The sequence below is a fragment of the Streptomyces globosus genome (assembly GCF_003325375.1).
GTDB lineage: Bacteria > Actinomycetota > Actinomycetes > Streptomycetales > Streptomycetaceae > Streptomyces > Streptomyces globosus_A.
Genome location: NZ_CP030862.1, coordinates 672,633 through 693,392, shown reverse-complemented (window position 1 = coordinate 693,392; position 20,760 = coordinate 672,633). Strand labels below are relative to the sequence as shown.

General features: G+C 75.8%; 16 protein-coding genes. 5 read left to right on the top strand and 11 right to left on the bottom strand.

Features of this window, described 5'->3' with window-relative positions; genetic code table 11:
- Positions 1-95 precede the first annotated feature (95 nt).
- Complete coding sequence (locus C0216_RS03335; protein WP_114053796.1) at positions 96-449, top strand: hypothetical protein; 354 nt, start codon at positions 96-98, stop codon at positions 447-449.
- 125 nt (positions 450-574) lie between these two features.
- Positions 575-1,624 carry a C40 family peptidase gene (locus tag C0216_RS03330; protein WP_114053795.1) on the top strand — a complete coding sequence of 350 codons (1,050 nt, stop codon included), beginning with the start codon at positions 575-577 and terminating at the stop codon, positions 1,622-1,624.
- Between the two features lie 19 nt (positions 1,625-1,643).
- Here the strand turns inward: C0216_RS03330 and C0216_RS03325 are convergent, their stop codons facing one another.
- The 3 genes from C0216_RS03325 to C0216_RS03315 all read right to left on the bottom strand — a co-directional run bounded on the left by C0216_RS03325 (position 1,644) and on the right by C0216_RS03315 (position 4,881).
- Positions 1,644-2,753, bottom strand: coding sequence for an alpha/beta hydrolase (locus C0216_RS03325; protein ID WP_342777087.1), 1,110 nt, complete (start codon positions 2,751-2,753; stop codon positions 1,644-1,646).
- Between the two features lie 128 nt (positions 2,754-2,881).
- Positions 2,882-3,577, bottom strand: coding sequence for a LuxR C-terminal-related transcriptional regulator (locus C0216_RS03320; RefSeq protein ID WP_114053793.1), 696 nt, complete (start codon positions 3,575-3,577; stop codon positions 2,882-2,884).
- Positions 3,574-4,881: an ATP-binding protein gene (locus C0216_RS03315; protein ID WP_114058426.1), complete on the bottom strand. Its 1,308-nt coding sequence runs from the start codon at positions 4,879-4,881 to the stop codon at positions 3,574-3,576. The genes C0216_RS03320 and C0216_RS03315 overlap by 4 nt, the downstream gene beginning before the upstream one ends.
- 132 nt (positions 4,882-5,013) lie before the next feature.
- Here C0216_RS03315 and C0216_RS03310 point away from each other — a divergent pair, with 132 nt between their 5' ends.
- Positions 5,014-6,375 (top strand): PspC domain-containing protein, encoded by a 1,362-nt coding sequence (locus tag C0216_RS03310; RefSeq protein WP_246042296.1) that lies wholly within the window; start codon positions 5,014-5,016, stop codon positions 6,373-6,375.
- On the top strand, positions 6,362-6,613 hold the full coding sequence (locus tag C0216_RS03305; RefSeq protein ID WP_114053791.1) for a hypothetical protein: 252 nt from the start codon (positions 6,362-6,364) through the stop codon (positions 6,611-6,613). Before C0216_RS03310 ends, C0216_RS03305 begins: the two co-directional genes overlap by 14 nt.
- Here C0216_RS03305 and C0216_RS03300 read toward each other — a convergent pair.
- The 4 genes from C0216_RS03300 to guaA form a co-directional block, all read right to left on the bottom strand.
- Entirely contained in the window at positions 6,532-7,023 is a 492-nt protein-coding gene (locus C0216_RS03300) for a DoxX family protein (protein WP_114058425.1), read from the bottom strand. The two genes, C0216_RS03305 and C0216_RS03300, sit on opposite strands and share 82 nt — an antisense overlap.
- A 118-nt stretch (positions 7,024-7,141) precedes the next feature.
- A complete protein-coding gene (locus tag C0216_RS03295; RefSeq protein ID WP_174250338.1) occupies positions 7,142-8,407 on the bottom strand; it encodes a hypothetical protein in 1,266 nt (421 codons plus the stop codon).
- Positions 8,408-8,545: 138 nt separating this feature from the next.
- The gene (locus tag C0216_RS03290) at positions 8,546-9,313 is read right to left on the bottom strand and encodes a class II aldolase/adducin family protein (RefSeq protein ID WP_114053789.1); all 768 of its coding nucleotides are present in this window, start codon (positions 9,311-9,313) and stop codon (positions 8,546-8,548) included.
- Positions 9,314-9,497: 184 nt separating this feature from the next.
- Entirely contained in the window at positions 9,498-11,090 is a 1,593-nt protein-coding gene (gene guaA, locus C0216_RS03285) for a glutamine-hydrolyzing GMP synthase (protein WP_114053788.1), read from the bottom strand.
- A 302-nt stretch (positions 11,091-11,392) separates the two neighbouring features.
- Between guaA and C0216_RS03280 the strand changes: the two genes are divergently transcribed.
- The gene (locus C0216_RS03280; RefSeq protein WP_114053787.1) at positions 11,393-11,695 is read left to right on the top strand and encodes a chorismate mutase; all 303 of its coding nucleotides are present in this window, start codon (positions 11,393-11,395) and stop codon (positions 11,693-11,695) included.
- 453 nt (positions 11,696-12,148) lie between these two features.
- On the opposite strand, the gene C0216_RS03275 is transcribed toward C0216_RS03280, so the two are convergent.
- The 4 genes from C0216_RS03275 to C0216_RS34910 all read right to left on the bottom strand — a co-directional run bounded on the left by C0216_RS03275 (position 12,149) and on the right by C0216_RS34910 (position 20,730).
- Complete coding sequence (locus tag C0216_RS03275; protein WP_114053786.1) at positions 12,149-13,951, bottom strand: GMC oxidoreductase; 1,803 nt, start codon at positions 13,949-13,951, stop codon at positions 12,149-12,151.
- 64 nt (positions 13,952-14,015) lie between these two features.
- Complete coding sequence (locus C0216_RS03270; RefSeq protein ID WP_114053785.1) at positions 14,016-15,644, bottom strand: succinic semialdehyde dehydrogenase; 1,629 nt, start codon at positions 15,642-15,644, stop codon at positions 14,016-14,018.
- Between the two features lie 120 nt (positions 15,645-15,764).
- Positions 15,765-17,390 (bottom strand): serine/threonine-protein kinase, encoded by a 1,626-nt coding sequence (locus C0216_RS03265; RefSeq protein ID WP_114058424.1) that lies wholly within the window; start codon positions 17,388-17,390, stop codon positions 15,765-15,767.
- 124 nt (positions 17,391-17,514) lie between these two features.
- Positions 17,515-20,730 carry a protein kinase gene (locus tag C0216_RS34910; protein ID WP_114053784.1) on the bottom strand — a complete coding sequence of 1,072 codons (3,216 nt, stop codon included), beginning with the start codon at positions 20,728-20,730 and terminating at the stop codon, positions 17,515-17,517.
- Positions 20,731-20,760: the final 30 nt, after the last annotated feature.

Here is a 20,760-nt window from a genome sequence, read left to right as displayed (position 1 = left end):
GGACACCCGGCCCCGGCCCGGAGGAATCGGCCGTATCTCACACCGGCGCCGACCCCCCGGCGGGGCCCCGTGAGGGCCCCCGTACGCTCGACCGCATGGACGTACTCATCAATGTCTTCGTCGGCCTGCACATCATCGGGATCGCCTCTCTGCTGGGCGGTTTCCTGACCCAGATGAAGGCGATGGGTGCCGGCACGGCGCGCTTCACGCCCGCGATGCTGCACGGCGCGCTGACGATGCTCGTCACCGGCGTCCTGCTGGTCGGCTTCCGCGAGATGGACGGCGGGACCGTCAACCACATCAAGATCGGCGTCAAGCTCGCCGTCCTGTTCGTGATCCTCTGCCTCGTCTACGTCAAGCGCGACGAGGAGCGCGTCGACAAGGCCCTGTTCGGGACCGTCGGCGCCCTGACGGTGGTCAATATCTTCGTCGCCGTCCTCTGGCGCTGATCGCCGGGCCGCCAGAACCGGTCGCGTCGGGACACTTTGCGGTCATCCCGCCGTCCGACCGCCGCCCCGCCCTCTAGCGTCCTCCTCCGAGCCGAGCCCGACCGGAGGAAGGACGTGAGGCCCGCGTGGCCAGTCATCGAAAGCCCAGGCAGCGCCCGCTCCGCGGCGGCACCGTCCGGACCGCCGCCACCCTCGCCCTGGCGGGCGCTGCCACCGCCACCGCCCTCGAGGGCACCTCCCACGCCGATCCGCGGCAGACCCCCGCCGGGATCAAGGCGGAGGTCGACCGGCTGTACGAGGAAGCCGAGGCCGCCACCGAGCGGTACAACGGGGCGAAGGAGAAGGCGCAGGAGGCCCGGCGCACCCTCGACGGGCTGCGCGACGAGGCCGCCCGGCGCACCGACAGGCTGAACGAGGCCCGCCGCACACTCGGCGCCCTCGCCGCGGGCCAGTACCGCAGCGGCGGGCTGTCCCCCGCCGTCCGCCTGGCGATGTCCGACGACCCGCAGGACTTCCTGGACCGGGCCGCCCTGCTGGACCGGGCCGGCGACCGCAGCGCCGCCGAGGTCGCCTCCGTACGCCGGCAGCTCGACGAGGTCGGCGGCCTGCGCAAGGCGGCCGCCGGGCACCTCGCCGAGCTGCGCGAGCGGGAGGGCGAACTCGCCCGCCACAGGTCCGCCGTCGAGTCCAAACTGGAGGCCGCCCGGCGGCTGCTGGCCCGGCTGACCGCCGAGGAGCGCGCCGCCTACGGGGCCGGGGCCGGAGGCGGAGCCGGGCAGGCCGGGGCCGGGCAGGCGGCGGCCGTACCCGCCCCGCCCGCCGACGGCTCGCGCGCCGCCCGCGCCGTCGCCTTCGCGTACGGCGCCGTCGGCAAGCCGTACGTCTGGGGGGCGACCGGGCCGGGAGCGTACGACTGCTCCGGGCTGACGCAGGCCGCCTGGCGCGCGGCCGGGGTGTCCCTGCCGCGCACGACGTACACGCAGATCAACGCCGGCCGGCGGGTCGCCCGCGGCGAGCTCGCCCCGGGCGACCTGGTGTTCTTCTACTCCGGCGTCACCCACGTCGGCCTCTACGTCGGCAACGGGCAGATGGTCCACGCCCCGCGGCCGGGCTCGACGGTCCGCGTGGCGCCGATCGACTCGATGCCCTGGGCGGGGGCCTCCCGCCCGGCGTGAACCGCCGGACAGGCTCTGGCTACGGGGCCTTGACCTGGGTGCCCAGCCAGGCGAAGACCTCCGGGAGCTGCCGGACCCAGGCGTCGATGGTGTGGCCGCCGGTCGTCTTCTGCACCTCGATCCTCGTCGGGTGCTGCGCCGCCTGCTGGAGCGCGATCCCGGCCTGGTAGCCGTCGTTCTGGCCGCCCGTGATGAGCAGGGAGACCGCGGGCGGCGCCGGCGCGGCCTTCAGCATGGTGTGCAGGTTGTGCTGCTGGCGCAGGACCGGGTCCTCGCGCAGCAGGGAGGCGGGCTCCATCCCCGGGTCGTTGTAGCCGGACATGGATACGGCCGCGGCGTACCGGTCGGGGTGGGAGATCGCCAGCTTCGTGGCGCAGTAGGCGCCCGCGGAGTACCCGGCGACGCCCCAGGAGCGGGGGTCGTCCGAGGCGCGGAAGTTGTCCGTGACCATCTTGCGCACGTCGACGCTGAGCCAGCTGTCGGCGTTGACGCGGCCCGGGATGTTGGCGCAGCCGGTCTCGGTGTCGCCGAGGAGCATGGTGCGCGCCGAGACGAGGATGAAGGGCTGGACCTGGCCGTTCTTCATGAGCGGCTCCAGCTTCTCCACCACCTTCAGGCCCTTGAACCAGGACTTGCCGGAGCCGGGCATGCCGGGGATCAGCTCGACGACGGGGAACCTGCGGTCCTTGTACGCCGGGTCGTCGTACTGCGGGGGCAGGTAGACGAGGACGTCGCCCTTGACCCCGGAGATCTGCCCGTCGAGCTCGGTGGCCTGGACCCGGCCGCCGGGGATGTCCTCGACGGGGCTGAACTTCTGTCTGACCTTCGGGACCTCGTCGACCTTCTTGCCGCCGAGGCCGTCGGGGCCGAGGTCCTCGGCGGCCTGGACGTAGTCTCCCGTGCCGACGAGGTCGCCCCAGGTGGTGTAGAAGTTCTGCTCGCGGTTCACCCCGATGAACACCAGTGCGATGGCGGTGGCCTGGGCGAACACCATCATCAGCACGCGGGTGAGGGCGCGCACCGCGGCAGGGCCGCGCACCTTGCTCCACACGGCCAGCGGCAGGAAGACGGCGATCGCCGTCAGGGCGATCGCCGCCACGAACACGGGGGTCCCGGTCAAGCTCGTCACGCCAGCCAAGAACGCCGCGACCCGCCCCGAGGTTCCCCATTCACCCTGCGGTGTGTGTCACAGAACGTGTCGGGCGGCGGGCCGGCACCGCCCCGCGGGTCCCACCGGCCCCGCGGGCCTCTCTCGTCTCACACCAGGCGGCGGGCCGTCGCCCAGCGCGTCAGCTCGTGCCGGTTGGACAGCTGGAGCTTGCGCAGCACCGCGCTGACATGGGACTCCACCGTCTTCACCGAGATGAACAGCTGCTTGGCGATCTCCTTGTACGCGTAGCCGCGGGCGATCAGCCGCAGCACCTCGCGCTCGCGCTGCGTCAGCCGGTCCAGGTCCTCGTCGACCGGCGGGGCGTCCGTCGAGGCGAACGCGTCGAGGACGAAGCCCGCGAGCCGCGGCGAGAACACCGCGTCGCCCTCCTGCACCCGGAAGACCGAGTCGACCAGGTCGGCGCCGGTGATGGTCTTGGTGACGTACCCGCGCGCACCGCCGCGGATCACCCCGATGACGTCCTCGGCGGCGTCCGACACGGACAGGGCCAGGAAGCGCACCGGGTTCTCGGCGGCGGCCGTCAGCGGGGCGCACCGCCGCAGCACCTCGACCCCGCCGCCGCCGGGGAGGTGCACGTCGAGGAGGACCACCTCGGGCCGGGTGGCGGTGATGACGGTGACGGCCTGGTCGACGTCGGCCGCCTCCCCGACGACCTCCACCCCGGTCCGGGCGGTGTCGCCGATCTCCGCCTGCACGCCCGCGCGGAACATCCGGTGGTCGTCGACGAGCACCACCCGGACCCGCCGGCCCACCGCGTCCGCCTGTGCGTATCGCTCCGTCATGCCGCTTTCGCCGCCCTCTCCATCTCCAGCTCGACTTCCGTGCCGCCGTCGGGCGCGGACCGCAGCCGCGCGGTCCCGCCGTTGCGCTGCATCCGGCCGATGATCGATTCTCGTACGCCCATGCGGTCGTCCGGTACCGCGTCGATGTCGAAGCCGGGCCCGCGGTCCCGTACGGACACGAACACCGTCTGCCCCTCCACCTCGGCGTACACCTGCACCGGGCCCCCCTGGCCACCGTACTTGGCGGCGTTGACCATCGCCTCGCGCGCGGCCTGCACCTGCGCGCCCAGCCTCTCGTCGAGGGGGCAGTCGCCGACCACGACCACCTCGATGGGCACGCCGTGGTGGTCCTCCACCTCGGCGGCGGTCTTCTTCACGGCCTCGGCGAGGGTGGCCGGCTCCTCGGCCTCCTCCTTGCCGGTGCCCTCCGGCTTGTAGAGCCAGTTCCGCAGCTCGCGCTCCTGGGCGCGGGCCAGGCGGCGCACCTCGCCCGCGTCGTCGGCGTTGCGCTGGATCAGGGTGAGGGTGTGCAGGACGGAGTCGTGGACGTGCGCGGCGACCTCGGCGCGCTCCTGGGCGCGGATGCGCATCAGGCGCTCCTCGGACAGGTCCTGGGTCATCCGGATCAGCCAGGGCCCGGCGAGCAGCGCGATCCCGGCGAGGACGGCGAGCGCGGCGGTCAGGACGTTGCCGAGCTGCGCGGCCGAGCCGCGGACGACGATGAAGAGGGTCAGGCCGATGCCGACGAGTGCGATGCCCGCGCAGGCGCGGGCGAGCTGGAACATCCGCCGGCTGCCGCCCGGCCCGGCCGCCCAGTGCTCGCGGCGGGCGTTGTCGGCCTGGCGCCAGACGAGGACGACGCCCGCGCCGACGAGCAGCGTCGGCCACACGTAGCGGCCCGAGGCGCCGCCGGACTGCACCTTGGAGAGGAAGATGCCGGCGCCGACGCACAGCGCGACCAGGGCGGTGATCTGCCCCCTGGCCGGTTTGCGCAGCCGCCGGCCGCCGTCGGGGAGGGTCTCGAAGAGCTCGTGGAAGGAGCGGCCCCCGCTGCGGCCGCCCAGGCCGAGCGGTACGAACACCCAGAACGCGGCGTACAGCAGCACGCCGAGCCCGTCGCCCCAGACGAACAGCCCGAAGAAGGCGAGCCGCACCCACACGACCGGCAGCCCGAGGTGCCCGGCGAGCCCGCGGGCCACGCCGCCGAGCATGCGGCCGTCGGCGCTGCGGTACAGGCGGCGCTGCGGCGCCTCGTCGGCGGGGTCGGGGGCGTGCGGGGTGCGCGGTGCGGCGGAGGCGGGCATGCCACCGATGGTCACACGCGTGGGCGGTGCGGGGCATCAGGGCATCCCCCCACCGCTCCCGGCGGGATCTCAGGGTCGCACCAGGGTGGGGCCCCGATGCCCGGCGCCGCGGGGCGCCTCCACCATGGAGCCATGACCGAGCACGACTCCCCGCCGCCGGCCGCTTCCGGGACGGCGGGCCCGAAGGCGCCCGGGGCCGCAGCGGGGCCGCCCTCCGACGGCTCCTCCGACCGGCCCGCCGAGCGTCCGCCCATGCGCCGCAGCAGGCGCGACAAGGTCCTCGCCGGCGTGTGCGGCGGCCTGGGCCGCTACTTCGACCTCGACCCCGTCATCTTCCGGATCGTGCTGGGCGTGCTCACCGTCACCGGCGGTGTCGGGCTGCTCTTCTACGGCGTCGCGTGGCTGGTGCTGCCCGTGGAGGGGGAGGAGGACAGCGAGGCGAAGAAGCTGCTGACCGGCCGGGTCGAGGGGACGACGCTGGCCGCGCTGTTCGCGGCGCTCGTCGGCTGCGCGGTGTTCCTGTCGATGCTGGACAACGGCGGGCTCGCCGCGTTCTCCGTGCTGGTGGTTCTCGCCCTGGGCGGGGCCGCGTACTGGTCGCAGCGCCACCGCGGCACGGCAGCCCCCGAGGCGGAGCCGCAGGCTGCGGCCCGCCCCGCCCCGCCGGAGACGCAGGCGCCGCCGGCGCCCGGTACGCCCTCGTGGTGGCGGGACCCGCTGGTGAAGGACGGCACGACCGGCCCGGTCGGCAGCTCCGGCTACCTGTGGGGGCCGGACGACTCGGCCGACCCCGCGGAGCCGGGCGGCAAGGGCCCCGGCAACAGCCCGCGCGGTGCGCGGCCGGGCGGGCCGGGGCGGCCGCGCGGCGGCATCGGCGGCCGGGTCTTCGTGCTGGCCGTGCTGGCGGGCGCGGTGGCGACGGCGGCCGTGTGGGAGGACAGCACCCTCTCGCACGCCCTGCAGATCGGCCTCGCCTCGGTGCTCGCGGTGTTCGGCCTCGGCCTCGCGGTCAGCTCGTTCCGCGGCCGTACGGGCTTCGGGACGATCCTGCTGGCCCTGGCCACGGCCGGGCTGCTGGCGGCGTCGGCGGCGCTGCCCGCGGAGATCGGCACCGACTGGCGGGACGTGCGCTGGCGGCCCGCGGCGGTGGCCGACGTGCAGCCGGTGTACGAGTCCGGCACCGGCATCGCCACCCTGGACCTCAGCCGGCTCGACGTGCCGGAGGGCAGCACGCTGACCGTGCGCGCCGGCATCGACGCCGGGCTGCTGAAGGTGATCGTGCCCCGCGAGGTCACCGCCCGCGCGGAGGCCTCCGTACGGCTGGGCGACATCCGGATGCCGGACGACACCCGCTCGTACGTGCGCATCCGGGGCGAGGGCGAGACCCGGCGGGAGACGGTGGCGCCGGCCGACGGCACGGAGGCCGGCGGAACGGTGGAGCTGCACCTCGAAGCGGGTGTGGGACAGGTGGAGGTGGCCCGTGCGACGTCATGAGTTCCAGCCGGGCCGGTTCCTGGCCGGCCTCGTCCTGACCGCGGCGGGCGCGCTCTACCTGCTCGACGCGGCGGGCGAGATCGACACCCCGTGGTTCCTGGTGGTCCCGATGGCGGCCGGCGGCCTGACGCTGGCCGCGCTGGTGGGGCTGGTGGCCTACGCGGTGCGCCGCGACCGCCGCAGTCTGGCCGGCCCCCCGGACCGGGCGGACCGGATCAGCGAGTCCGCCGACCAGTAGGGCGCCCCGGCGAGCACCAGCGGCGTCCACGCCATCAGGTAGGCGAGATCGTTTCCGTAGTAGTACGGGGCGACCTGCCAGGACACCGTGAGCCACAGGCTGAGCGAGATCAGCAGGCCGCCGAGGGCCGCGAGGCGGGTCAGGAGGCCGGCGAGGACACCGAGGCCCACCAGGATCTCGCCGACGGCGATGGCCAGGGCGAAGGCGACGGGCGAGCGCAGGGCCAGGTCCACCAGCGCCGGGACGGCGGAGGTGTCGCGCACCCCGCGCATCAGCTCGCCGATGGAGCCGGTGCCGGAGGCGGACAGGAAGGCGGGGTCGGTCAGCTTGTCCAGGCCCGCGTAGACGAAGGTCGCGCCGAGGAAGATCCGCAGCGGCAGCAGCGCGTACCGGGCGGCCCGGTCCCGCAGTCCGGGGGCGGGGGCGCCGCGGTGGGCGGCGGGGGCCCGGTCGGCGGCCTCGCCCGGCTCGTGGTCCCCGTACGCGGCGGGGTCGTCTGTTCGGGTCACGCCCCCATGTCTACCCGCTTCACTCGGCGACGTCGATGGTGCAGCGGTTGGATTCCACCCCGGCGGCCGTGACCACCTGCACCTCGACCCGGCCCGGTTCCACTTCGGCCGGGACCGGCACCGTCAGGGCCGTGTCCGACGGGTTCGCGAACCCGCCCGCCACCGGAACCAGCGGCACGTGCACGTGGACCGCCCCGATCCGGACCACCAGCCGGGCCAGCATCTCCGGGGTCTGCGCCCCGGGCGGGACGAAGCCCACCCCGCGGATCTCGATGTCGTCGCCGGGCCGGACGGCCGCGTCCAGGTCTCCGGGCTCGCGTCTGCGGACCACGGACAGCACGAGCGGCCGGGTCACCTCCGCGGACTTCGCGGCCAGGTACACCGCCGCCGACAGGGCGACGAGCAGGGCCAGCGCCCACGGCAGCCGCGGCAGCCGGTCCGGGAACCGGGCCAGCGACACGGCCGCGTACGCCAGCACCACCGTCGAGACCAGGACGTACTGGGCGTCGGGCAGGCTGCCCCGGCCGGCGTCGTCCGTGAGCAGGTCGGCGCCGCGCGGCCGGTCCGCGGGCAGCTTCTGCAGCCGCTGGCCGAGGATCCGCACGGCGACGACGCGGCGCACCAGCACCGCCACCGCCGAGGTCAGCGCGACGATCGACAGCAGCGGCAGCGTCCGCACCAGCCCGAGGCCCTCGTACAGCGCCTGCCGCTCCGGGCCGGGCGCGGAGGCGGCCAGCCGCAGCGCGGGCAGCAGCCCGGCGAACGCGGTCAGCAGCAGCCAGGCCGCGGGTACGGCCTTCGAGGTGGACAGCCGGTTGTCCTCGCCGACCAGCGGGGCCAGCAGCCCGCCGCGCACCGGCTGGGCGCGGGCGGCGAGGGTGAGCAGCCCGGCGAGGAAGGCCGCCGCGAGGAGGGCGGCGGTGCGCGCGGGCGACCAGCCGGTGCCGAGGGCGGTGCCGACCTGGACGACGAGGAGGATCCCGGCGGCGATCCACACGGCGAGGACGGCCCGCCGGGAGAAGACGTGCAGCCAGGAGCTGCCCGCCTCGCGGCCCCGGTCGGCGGCCGTGCGGGCGGAGAGGGCGAGTTCGTCGGAGACCCACTGCCGGGACGCGCCGGCGGACCGGGCGACCGCGGCGGGCAGTCCGTGGCCTGCGGCGAACGCGTCCCGCTTCTCCAGGAACGCCGCGACCGCGCGGCGGTGCCCCTCCTGCGCGCCGTGCGGGCAGTCGTCGCAGGTGCATGCGCCGCCGTGGGTGCTTCGGGAGATCTGTTGGACAGCCACGTGCCTGCCGCCTCTCTGAACTACGGTGCGATGCCAGCGAATTGTGCACCACTGCGGCAGTGCTCCGGATTGCGCACGATGTCAGAGCAGGTGATTGTCCGTTCATGATGTTGACGTCACCCGGGCGGCGTACGGGTGTCAGGGCGCGGCGGACTCCCGCAGCGGCTGGTAGGCGGCCCAGGCGGCGAGGTCGGTGCCGAACCGGTCGCGCGCGGCGAGGGCGCTGCGGTGTCCGATGGGCGCGGGGCGGCCGGCGGCGCGGGCGGTGAGCTGGACGCGGGCGGCCCGCTCGGCGGCGACGGTCCACCAGGCGGCGGCGTCCACGGTGGTGCCGACGGTGAGCACCCCGTGGTTGCGCAGGACGAGCGCCTTGTACGGGCCGAGCGCGCGGGCGATGCGGGCGCACTCGGCGGGATCGGCGGCGCCGCGGGTGTACTCGTCGACGAGGGCGTGGTCCTGGTAGAAGGCGCAGGCCTCCTGGGTGAGGGGGGCGATCAGCTGCCCGAGCGCGGCGAGCGCCCTGCCGTACGGGCCGTGCGCGCGGACCACGGCGACCGCGTCGGGCCGGGCCCGGTGGACGGCTGCGTGGAGGGCGAAGGAGAGCCCGTTGACGCGGCGCCCGCCCTCCAGGACGCGCCCGTCGGCGTCGACGAGGAGCAGGTCCCCGGCGGTGAGGGCGGTCGCCGCCCTCCCGAAGGGGTTCACCCACAGGCAGTCCGGGTGCTCGGGGTCGCGGGCGGTGGCCAGCGCGGCCGGGTCCTCCTCGAAGCCGAGCCGCGCGAGCAGGCGCAGCGCCCCGGCGAGCCGCTCCTTGCGGTGGGCGCGCTCCCGGTCGGGTTCGTCGTGGACGGGCGGCATCTCGAAGCGGAGCCGGTCCACGGGCACGGGTGGGGGCTGGTCCGGCATCGCGGCCCTCCTCGGTCGGCGTCGGCCGGCCGCGGGGCCGGCGCGCGCACGGTACCCGCGCGGCCCGCAAGTGGCCAGGGGCAGGGCGGCGGGCGCGGGCGGATGCCGGCGAAACGGCGGAGCCGCCGGCCCCGGGCGGGGGCGGCGGCTCCGTCTCACGTGCGGCGCGGGGCCGGCGGCGGGATCACTCCCACTCGATGGTGCCCGGCGGCTTGCTGGTGCAGTCCAGGACGACGCGGTTGACGTCCTTGACCTCGTTGGTGATGCGGGTGGAGATCCGGGCGAGCACCTCGTACGGCATGCGCGTCCAGTCCGCGGTCATGGCGTCCTCGGAGGAGACGGGGCGCAGCACGATCGGGTGGCCGTAGGTGCGGCCGTCGCCCTGGACGCCGACGCTGCGGACGTCCGCCAGGAGCACGACGGGGCACTGCCAGATCTCGCGGTCGAGGCCGGCGGCGGTGAGCTCCTCGCGGGCGATGGCGTCGGCCTCGCGGAGCAGGTCCAGGCGGTCCCTGGTGACCTCGCCGACGATGCGGATGCCGAGGCCGGGGCCGGGGAAGGGCTGGCGGTGGACGATCTCGTCGGGCAGGCCGAGCTCCTGGCCGACCATGCGGACCTCGTCCTTGAACAGCTGGCGCAGCGGCTCGACGAGCTGGAACTCGATGTCGTCGGGGAGGCCGCCCACGTTGTGGTGGGACTTGATGTTGGCGGTGCCGGTGCCGCCGCCGGACTCCACGACGTCCGGGTAGAGGGTGCCCTGGACGAGGAAGGCCACCTCGGGGCCGCCCTCGGCCTCGGCGATGATCTCGGCCTGCGCCTGCTCGAAGACCCGGATGAACTCGCGGCCGATGATCTTCCGCTTGGTCTCGGGGTCGGAGACGCCGGCGAGGGCCGCGAGGAAGCGCTCCTGCGCGTCGACGACCTTCAGCTGGACGCCGGTCGCGGCGACGAAGTCCTTCTCGACCTGCTCGGTCTCGCCCTTGCGCATCAGGCCGTGGTCGACGTACACGCAGGTCAGCTGGGAGCCGATGGCCTTCTGGACGAGGGCCGCGGCGACCGCGGAGTCCACGCCGCCGGAGAGGCCGCAGATGGCGCGCTTGTCGCCGACCTGCGCCTTGATGGCCGCGACCTGCTCCTCGACGATGTTGCCGGTGGTCCAGGTGGGCTTGAGGCCGGCGCCGCGGTAGAGGAAGTGCTCCAGGACCTGCTGGCCGTGCGTGGAGTGCATCACCTCGGGGTGGTACTGCACGCCGTACAGCTTCTTCTCGTCGTTCTCGAACGCGGCGACGGGCACGACGTCGGTCGAGGCGGTGACGGTGAAGCCCGCGGGGGCGGCGGAGCAGGCGTCGCCGTGGGACATCCACACCGACTGCTCTGCGGGAGTGCCCTCGAAGAGGGTCGAGCCGGTCTTGCTGACGCTCAGCGGGGTGCGGCCGTACTCGCGGGCGCCGGTGTTGTCGACGGTGCCGCCGAGGGCGGTCGCCATCAGCTGGAAGCCGTAGCACATGCCGAAGACGGGGACGCCGGCCTCGAAGAGCGAGCGGTCCAGCTGCGGGGCGCCCTCCTCGTACACCGAGGACGGGCCGCCGGACAGGATGATCGCCTTGGGGTCCTTGGCCAGCATCTCGGCCACGGGCATCGTGCTCGGGACGATCTCGCTGTAGACCCGTGCCTCGCGGACGCGGCGGGCGATGAGCTGGGCGTACTGGGCGCCGAAGTCGACGACGAGAACCGTGTCCGGGGCGCTGTCGTGGGCGGCGGAGGGTGCTTCTGGCACGGGGGCGGCCTTCCGGCGGAAGAGGGGGCTGTTTTGTCAATTCTAACGGGGGACGCGCGGGCCGTTTTCGTCTCACCATCCGAACCGGTTTGGCCCCGGGCGGCCGGCGCGGCAATAATCCGGTTCGTGCGCAGGCAGCTGAGCTTCCTCTTTACCTATGGCACCGGACGGTCCGGCAGCCATGGGTCCTCGTGATGCTCGCGCAGAGCACCTGACTTCCCGCAGCGCCCCGGTCCGGCAGGACCCGGGCGCTGCGGCGTTTCCACGGTCCTGCGGGCCCCTACCGACAGGAGACCCCCGCCATGACCGCCACCGCCACCGCCACCGCCGTGTCCCCCGCCGCCTCCGCCGCGGACGCGGACCCCGAGCAGCTGATCGCGGCGTCCCGCGACCGCATCGACGCCATCGACGACCGGATCATCGGCCTGATCCAGGAGCGGATGGCCGTCTCGACCGTCATCCAGGAGGCCCGGATCGCCTCCGGCGGCCGCCGCGTGCACCTGTCGCGGGAGATGGAGGTGCTGTCGCACTGGAGCGACGCCCTCGGCAAGCCCGGCACCGCCCTCGCCATGACGCTGCTGGAGCTGTGCCGCGGCCGGGTCTGAGGCGGCCCCTCCAGCCGCCTGTTCGTCACCCGTCCGGCCCGTGACCGGCCCGGCGGACCTTCGTTGGTGTGGGTGGCCGCGTCAGCCAGGCGCGGGTCCAGCACCACGCGTGGCTCCGCCGGAGCGATGAGGCGTACGACCCGTGGGACGTGCGTCGTGGGACCTCGCTCCTTCGCGTGACCGGACGGCAGGGGACAGCAGGCCGGTCACACCGACGACGGCCGGCCCGGGGGACGCCCCGGGCCGGCCGTTCGCGTACCCGCGCCCTTCCCCCGCCCCCTCCCCCGCCCGCCCCACCCGCCCCGCCGGCCCCTCGCACCCCGGCTTCACCGTGTGACCGAGCACACACGCATGCCGGCGCCCCGCGGGTACAACCTTCGGGGGCGAGCGCCTGTCACCTAGGTACCGCGGCGGGTACCGCGCTCGGAGGGGGAGCGCGGTACCCGCCGCGTATCAGTCGGCCCGCAGCTCGGCCGCCGCCCCGGGGCGGCGCGGCGGGACCCCGGGCACCGGGAGGAGCGGCAGCCGCAGCGCGCCGAAGGCCTCCTCGGGCACGGCCGGGCGGACCGGCTCCACCGGCGCGAGCCGCACGTACGCCGCGCCCTGCTCGGGGCGGGCGTCCGGCTCGCCCTTGTTCGGCCAGTACGCCATCGCCCGCTCGGCCTGCGCCGTGATCGTCAGCGAGGGGTTCACCCCGAGGTTCGCGGAGACAGCCGCGCCGTCCACGACGAGGATGCCCGGGTGCCCGTACAGCCGGTGGTACGGGTCGACGACGCCCTCCTCGGCGGTGGCGCCGATCGGGCAGCCGCCGAGGAAGTGCGCCGTCAGCGGCGTGCCCATGAGCTCGCCGACGTTGCTGCCGGCGAAGCCGCCTATCTCCTCGGCGAGCAGGGAGGCGGCCCGGGTGGCCGCCTCGATCTGCACCGGGTTGGGGGCGCCGTGCCCCTGGCGGGCCGTGAGCAGGCCCCTGCCGAGTCCGCGGGGCTTGCGGTACGTCGTCAGCGAGTTGTCGACGGACTGCATGACCAGCCCGATGATGGTCCGCTCCGACCAGCGCCGGTTGGAGAGCGAGCGCAGCAGCTGCACCGGGTGCTTCGCGGTCCGGGCGAGCCAGCCGCGCACGCGGTGCGGGCCGTAGGGCACCTGGAGCACGGTCAGGAAGCCCATCGCGTTCGAGCCGCGGCCGTAGCGGACGGGCTCGATGTGGGTGTCCGCGTCCGGGTGGACGGAGGAGGTGATGGCGACGCCGCGGGTGAAGTCGGCGCGCCGGCCGGGGCCGTGGCGCCTGCGGTAGCGGCGGTCGTCGGTCTGCGCGCCGACGAGCCCCTCGGAGTTGGTGCGGGTCAGTTCGCCGAGGCGGTCGGAGATCCGCGGGAGCAGCCCGGTGTCCTTCATCCGGTGCAGCAGGGTCTGGGTGCCGTACGTGCCGGCGGCGACGACCACGTACCGGGCGCGCAGCTCCCGGGAGGTGCCGCGGCGGCGGGCGTCGGTGGGGACGGTGCGGACGCGGTGGCCGCCGTCCGGGTGCTCGGCGACGGCGGTGACGGTCGTCATGGGGTGGATGACGGCGCCGGCGCGCTCGGCGAGGTGGAGGTAGTTCTCGGTGAGGGTGTTCTTCGCGCCGTGCCGGCAGCCGGTCATGCACTCGCCGCACTCGGTGCAGGCCCGGCGTGCGGGGCCGGCCCCGCCGAAGTACGGGTCGGGGACCTCCTGGCCGGGCCGGGCCGCGGCGGTGCCGCCGGCGTCGGCGCCGTCGCCGAAGAAGACGCCGACCGGCGCCATGTGGAAGGTGTCCCCGACGCCCATCTTCTCGGCGACGGCCTTCAGGTGGACGTCGGAGGCGGTCGTCGTCGGGTTGAGCCGCACCCCGAGCATCCGCTTGGCCTGCTCGTAGTACGGGGCCAGCTCCTCGCGCCAGTCCGTGATGTGCGCCCACTGCCGGTCCTCGAAGAAGGCGGTGGGCGGCACGTACAGGGTGTTGGCGTAGTTGAGGGAGCCGCCGCCGACGCCGGCCCCGGCCAGCACCATCACGTTGCCGAGGAGGTGGATCCGCTGGATGCCGTACAGGCCGAGCGCCGGCGCCCACAGGTAGCCCCGCAGGTCCCAGCTGTTGCGCGGGAGGGTCTCGCGGGTGAAGCGGCGCCCCGCCTCCAGGACGCCGACCCGGTAGCCCTTCTCGGCCAGGCGCAGCGCCGAGACGGAGCCTCCGAAGCCGGATCCGATGACGATGACGTCGTAGTCGTACGGCTCTGACACTGGGGCGCCTCCTTGGCGGCCGCGGGACGGGGCGGGGGCGGGGCGGGTCGGGGCGGCCGCGGCACTAGCGGAGGCGGAGGGCCTTCATCAGCCGGAGGCTGCGCGTCATGAACGCCGCGTACGCCTCGTCGTCCATGCCGAGCGAGGGCGCCATCGGCAGCAGCCGCTGGTGGGCGACCGTCTGCGCCTCGGTGTACTTGAGGATGCCCTCGGAGCCGTGCCGGCGGCCGAGGCCGGAGTCCTTCATGCCGCCCATGGGGGCCCGGACGCTGCCGTAGGCCGGGGCGTAGCCCTCGTTGATGTTGACGGTGCCGGTGCGCAGGCGGGCGGCGACGGCGCGGCCGCGGCGGGCGTCCTTCGTCCACACGCTGGAGTTGAGGCCGTAGGGGGTGGCGTTGGCCTGGGCGACGGCCTCGTCCTCGTCGGTGAAGCGGTAGACGGAGACGACCGGGCCGAAGGTCTCCTCGCCGCAGACGGCCATCGGCGCCTCCACGCCGTCGAGGATGGTCGGCTCGTAGAACAGCGGGCCGATGTCGGGGCGGGCGGTGCCGCCGGCGACGAGGGTGGCGCCCTTGGCGACGGCCTCGTCGACGTGCCGGCGGACGGTCTCCAGCTGGCGCTCGCCGACCAGCGAGCCCATGTCCGCGCCGTAGGCGAGGGAGCTGCCCAGGCGCATGGCCTTGGTGCGGGCGGCGAACCGGGCGAGGAACTCGTCGGCTATGGAGGCGTGGACGTAGAGCCGCTCGATGGAGATGCACAGCTGGCCGGCGGAGGAGAAGCAGGCGCGGACGGCGCCGGCGGCGGCCTTCTCGACGTCGGCGTCGTGGAGGACGAGCATGGCGTTCTTGCCGCCGAGTTCGAGGGAGACGCCGACGAGGCGGGCGGCGGCGCCCTGCGCGACCTCGCGGCCGGTGCGGGTGGAGCCGGTGAAGGAGACGTAGTCGGCGTGCCGGACCACCTCGGGGCCGACGACGGGGCCCTCGCCGAGGACGACCTGGAAGATCTCGGGGGGCAGCCCTGCCTCGACGAGCACGTCGCGTGCCCACAGGGCGGTCAGCGCGGTCTCGGTGTCGGGCTTCATGACGACGGCGTTGCCGGAGGCGAAGGCGGGCAGGGCGTCGCCGACGGAGAGTTCGAGGGGGTAGTTCCAGGGGGCGATCTGGCCGACCACGCCGCGCGGCTGGCGCAGCTCGGTGACCTTGGTGAGGGTCGGCATCGCGCCGGTGTGGCTGCGCGGCCGCAGGTAGGCGGGCGCCTTGCGGCCGTAGTGGCGGGCGGCGACGGCGACGGCCTGGACCTCCTCGTGGGCGTGCAGCCGGGCCTTGCCGGTCTCCAGCTGGATCAGGTCGAGGACCTCGGCCTGGCGGGCGAGGACCAGGTCGTGGAAGCGGAGCAGGACGGCGGCGCGGCGGCGTACGGGCACGGCGGCCCAGGCGGCCTGGGCGGTACGGGCCCGCGCGAACGCCTCGGCGACCTCGGCCGGGGTGGCCTCGGGGAGGTCGGCGAGCTTGGCCCCGGTGAACGGCGTGTGGTTCGCGGTCCGCCCGGACCCGATGACGCCGCGGGTGAGGCGGGCGACCAGGTCGGGGGTCACCACGTCCGCGGCGGTGCGCGCGCCGGCGGGGGCCGGGGCGACCGGGTTGGTGGGCTGCGGGGCAGGGCGGAGGAGGGCGGTGGCCGGCGAGTCCGTCATGGCGGTGAGCGTATTGCGCCCGGACCCCTTTGGGTACCCGTCGGTAACCGGATTTTGCCATATCCGCCAGCGATCACTGGCAGGATGGCCGCGCCCGCGGCCGGCGGGGCGGCAGCGGCCTCAGCCGGCGGGCGGCGCCCAGCCCTTGAGCACGGTGTCGAACTGCGCCCGGGTCGTCTCCCAGGTGGACGTCGGGCCCGACATGTACACCGCGTACTCGGTGCCGTCCGGGGCGATGTACATCTGCTCGATGGCGCGGCGCGGTCCGGCGTGGACGCCCTTCTCGGTCCAGGTGAACTCCCACAGCGCCGCGCGGGTGGTGTCGCGGAAGGTGTTCTGGTTCAGCCGCTGCCGCTTGTAGTCGGTGCGCCGGCTGACCTGCTTCTCCAGGTCGAGCACGTGCGCGTACGCGGTGTCGTAGTCGGGCGTGGGGTCGACGGCGATGCGGATGAAGTGCCTGCCGTTGTCCGGTGTGTAGTCGATCTGGTTGCCGTCCATCTGCCGCTTCCAGCCGTCCGGCACCCACAGGGTGAAGCCCTCCGGGTCGGTGACCTCCTTCCAGCCCGCGGGCGGGGAGGCGTCCTTGGCGTCCTTGTCCCCGGCGCCGCCCTGCCGGTCGGGGGCACTCGCGTTGCGGTCGGCGCCGTCGCCGCCGACCCCGTCGCCGGTGTACTTCAGCAGCCCGAAGACCGCGCCGCCGCCGACCAGCGCCGCCACCAGCGCCACCGCCGCGGCCCGCCTGACCCGGCCGGCGCTGGAGCGGGGCCTCTCGGCCGGCTCCGCCGGACCGGCCGGCAGGGCGGCCGTCCCTCCCGCGCCGCTCGCCGCGGGGGCCTCCGGTTCGGCCTCCCGCGCCCCGGACAGCTCCTGCGGGCTCACCGCGCGCGTCGGCACGTACGCCTGCGCCGCCCTCGGCTCGCGGCCCTCCATCACCTCCAGCAGCATCCGCTCCGTCTCCTGCGCGGAGGGCCGCTCCTCGGGGTCCTTGCGCAGCAGCGCGGTGATGACGGGCCCCAGCGGACCGGACTGGCGCAGCGCGGGCGGCTCGTCGTTGACGACGGCCTGCAGGCTGGAGATCGGCGAGGTGCGGCGGAACGGCGAGCGGGCCTCGACCGCCGTGTAGAGGGTCGCCCCGAGCGACCACAGGTCGGACGCCGGGTCCGGGGTGCCGCCCGTGACGCGCTCCGGGGCCAGGTAGTCGATGGAGCCGACGATCTCGCCCGTGCGGGTGATGGAGGAGTCGCCCTCGATCGCGGCGATCCCGAAGTCCGTGAGCAGCACCCGCCCGTCCCTGGCGAGCAGCACGTTGCCGGGCTTGACGTCCCGGTGCAGCACGCCGACCGCGTGCGCGGCGCGCAGCGCGCCGAGGACGTGCAGCCCGATCCGGGCGGCCTCGCGGGGCTCGATCCGGCCGGCCGCCTTGGCCGCCTCGGCGAGGGACGGGCCGTCGACGTACTCCATGACGATCCACGGCCGGTCGTCGTGCTCGAAGACGTCGTGGACGGTGACGACGGCCGGGTGCTGGATGCGGGCGGCCGCGCGGGCCTCCTTCTGCGTCCGGGCGTGCAGGACGTCCCGGTCCGCCTGGGCGACGTACAGCCCGGCCGTCAGCTCCTTGACGGCGACGGTCCTGCTCAGGAGGTCGTCGTGGGCGCGCCACACCTTGCCCATGCCGCCGCTGCCGATGGGCTCCACGAGCCGGTACCGGCCGGCGAGCACTGCGCCCGCACCTGTCTGCTGTTCCACGATCCCCGCCACTCTGTGCACTTCGGGCCAGATTACGAAGCGCACGGGGCCGCCGGTACACGGAGGGCGCGGTTCCGGCAGCACTGTGACGCAATTGCCGTACTGATTTGCCGTCAGAAGCCTCTCATCCGCCCGATTTGTAACTTCCGGTCGCCTTCTCGAAGACCTCGGTCACCTTGCCTTCGCCGTCCTGCGGGCCCATCACCATGACGACGTGGTAGCTGCCGCCGAGCGCGACGACGAAGTTGCGCGCGACGACGCTGCGGCCGGTGCCGTCGATCCACGTGTACCGGCCGGTCGCCCGCAGCTGCTGACCCACCTTGGTGGTCTTCACGTCGCCGCCGCTGGCCCACGTCGAGGACCGGTACGGGGCGAGCTCCGGCTCCTTGTCCTTCTGGTAGGTGGCCGGGTCGGGGCTGCCCTCGACCTTGTCCCGGCCCGGGACGACGATCAGGACGTACTGGCCGTCGGTGTAGCGGACCTGGCCCGCCTCGTTCATGCCGCGGCGCTCCCAGCCCTGCGGGACGGCGATCTCGAAGTGCTCCGGGTCCTGTTGGACGGTGTAGCCGGGCGGCGCGGACGCCGGGGCCTGCGGCGCGGGCTGCGAGGGCCCGGGCGTGGCGGAGGGCGCCGGGGAGCGCGGGGCCTGCGGGGACGGCGTCTCCGTTTTCGCCACCGGCGTCTGCGAGGCGGCGTCCCGGTCCTGCCCCTCGCCTGCCCGCGGCAGGAACAGCACCGCGTACGCCACGGCCCCGGCGGTGAGGGCGAGGACCCCGGCCAGCAGGACCCGCCCGAGGCGGCGGGGGCCGCGCCGGGGCGCCGGGTTGCGGTGCCGGCCGTGCAGGTCGCCGCGCCGGCGCACGGCGGGCAGGCGGGCCGGGTCCGGCTCGGCGGGCGGGAGCGCGCCGGGCGCCGCGTCGGGCTCGGGCGCCGACCGCACGAGGGAGCGCAGCCAGCCGCGCAGCTCCTCGAAGTCGGGGCGCTCGGTGGGGTCCTGGCGCAGCAGGGACTCCACGACCGGCCGCAGCGGGCCGCACTCCTCCGCGAAGGCGGGCGGTTCGGAGCAGACCATCTCGACGAGCTCGGCGGCGCTGTCCTCCGGGTACGGGGGGTGCCCCTGGACGGCCCGGTAGAGCAGCGCGCCGAGCGCCCACAGGTCGGTGGCCGGGCCGACGGGCGCCGCGATCTGCCAGGGTCCGGCGACGGTACGGGCCTGTTCCGGGGCCCACCGCTCGGTGACGGCCCCGACGACGGCCATCCGCGTCTGCCGCGCCCGCTCGGCGTCGAGCCCGGTCCGCGGCCCGCGCGCGGCGGCCCCCGGCGCGGGCCGGCCTCCGCCGGCGCCTTCGGCCGCGGCAGGGTCGCCTCCCCCGGGGCGGCCGCCGGGGGCGGCGGGGGCTCCGGCGCGGGCGCCGGGCAGCCGCGCCGGGACGGCCCCGACCGGACCGCCGCCATACGCGGCCCGGGGGCCGGGGCGCTCCCCGCGGGGGGCTCCCGCCGTGGCGGGGGCGGCGGTGCCGCCCGGGCGGACGGGGGCGTTGTGCAGGCCCGCCGGGACCGGCCCGGCCGGGCCGGCGGGGGCGTGGGGGAGGCGCGCCGGGATCGGCCCGGCGGGACCGCCGGCGGGCGCGGCCAGGGGGCGGGAGTCCCCGCCGGGGGCGTCGGGCCGGCGGGCCGGGGCCGGTCCGGCCGGGCCGCCGGCGGGCGCGGGAAGGCCGGGGGCGTGGAGGGGGGCGGTGTCGTCGTCGGCGTGCCGGTAGCCCTGGGGCAGGCCGGGCGGCAGGGCGGCCTGCCGGCGCGGGGTCGCGCCGTGCCAGGGCACATCCGCTCCGGCATGCGGGCCGTCATCCGCGGGACCACCGCCGGACCGGCCGGGCGGCGCCGGGGCCGGGGCGGGGGCCGGGGGTGCGGGCGGGGCGGAGGGCGCCTCCGAGGGCGGCGCGGCGTCCCCGGCCTCTCCGGCCTCCGCCGCCTCCGCCGCCTCCGGGGTCTCCGGGGCCTTGGGGCCGCCGTACGGGTACGCGTACCCCTGCGGCAGCTTCGACCCGATCGGCCGCCGCTCCGGGGCGGAGCCGGGCGCCGCCTCCGCGGGGACCCGCGCGGTCGCGGACTCCGGCCCCGGCCCGTGGGCGGCAACGGCTCGGGACGCACCGGCCTCCGCGGCTCCGCCACGCGGCCCGGTCTCGTATCCGGGGGCTACGAGCGGCGCACGGTCCGCGGCGCCGCCGGGCAGCAGGCCGCCCTCCCCCGCCGCACCGCCGCCCAGCAGGCCGGCGCCGTGCGCGTCCCGCCCGGGCACGATGTGGTCCGCGTACCGCGGCCCCACCACGGCCCCGGGCAGGCCCTGCGCGTCCCGGCCGGACAGCCCCGGCGGCTCCGGGACGGCGCGGCCGGTGGTCCCCGGACCGGGCGGGGCCGACGGGCCGCCGCCGGACGGCAGCGGCGGCCCCGGGGCGACGTGGTCCGCGTACCGGGGTCCCGCCGCGGGACCGGGGTCGGCCGGCGGGTCGATGCCGGGCGGCAGCGGCCGCTCGGGGACGGCGCGGCCGGTGTGTCCCGGGGCGGGCCCGGCCGACGGGGCGTAGCCGGGCGGGAGCTGGGGGTTCGGGGACGTGGGGTCCGCGGGGCGGGGGGCCGTTTCGTAGCCGGGGGCGATCAGGGGGGCGTACGGGGGCGCAGCGGGGGCGGGCGGGGCGCCCCAGGCGTCCTCCGCGGGCGGGTCGTCGTCCTCGGGCGGGACCGGGTCGTACCCGCACAGCGCGTCCTCCGCGGCGCCGGCCGCGAGGCCGGTCAGCACGACGCGCCCGTCGTCGCATATCAGCACGGTCCGCACCGTGATGTTGCGGTGCGTCCAGCCGTGCGCGTGCAGCACACGCAGGGCCGTCAGCACGTCGGAGGCCACCTCGGCGGCCCGGTACGGCGTCAGCGGCTCCTCCGCGAGGAGCGCGGCCAGCGGCCGGGCGGGCACCAGCTCGCTCACTATCCACAGTGAGCCGCCTTCGGCGAACACGTCGAAGACCTGGTCCAGCCGCGGATGGTCGGGTACGGACGCCGCCGCCTGCGCCGCCGCGATCGCCCGCCGCACGGCGGGGAGTTCGCCCGCCGGGCGCCGCCCGGGGCCGGAGGGGTACGGGGGCCGGGGCGCCTCCGCGGCGTACCCGGCGGCCTCGCCGTCGACCAGCTCGGCGTCCACGATCTCGGGTAACGGCACCTGCCGGACCAGGACTTCCTGCCCGCTCCGGGTGTCGAAGGCACGGGTCTCGGCCGGCTCGTACTCGTCCGACGGCGGCAGCGGCAGACGGTAGCGGCCGACCAGGATCCGCCCCGCGTAGTCCTCCACTGCGCCTCCCCCGAGCCGGGGCCGTCTCCC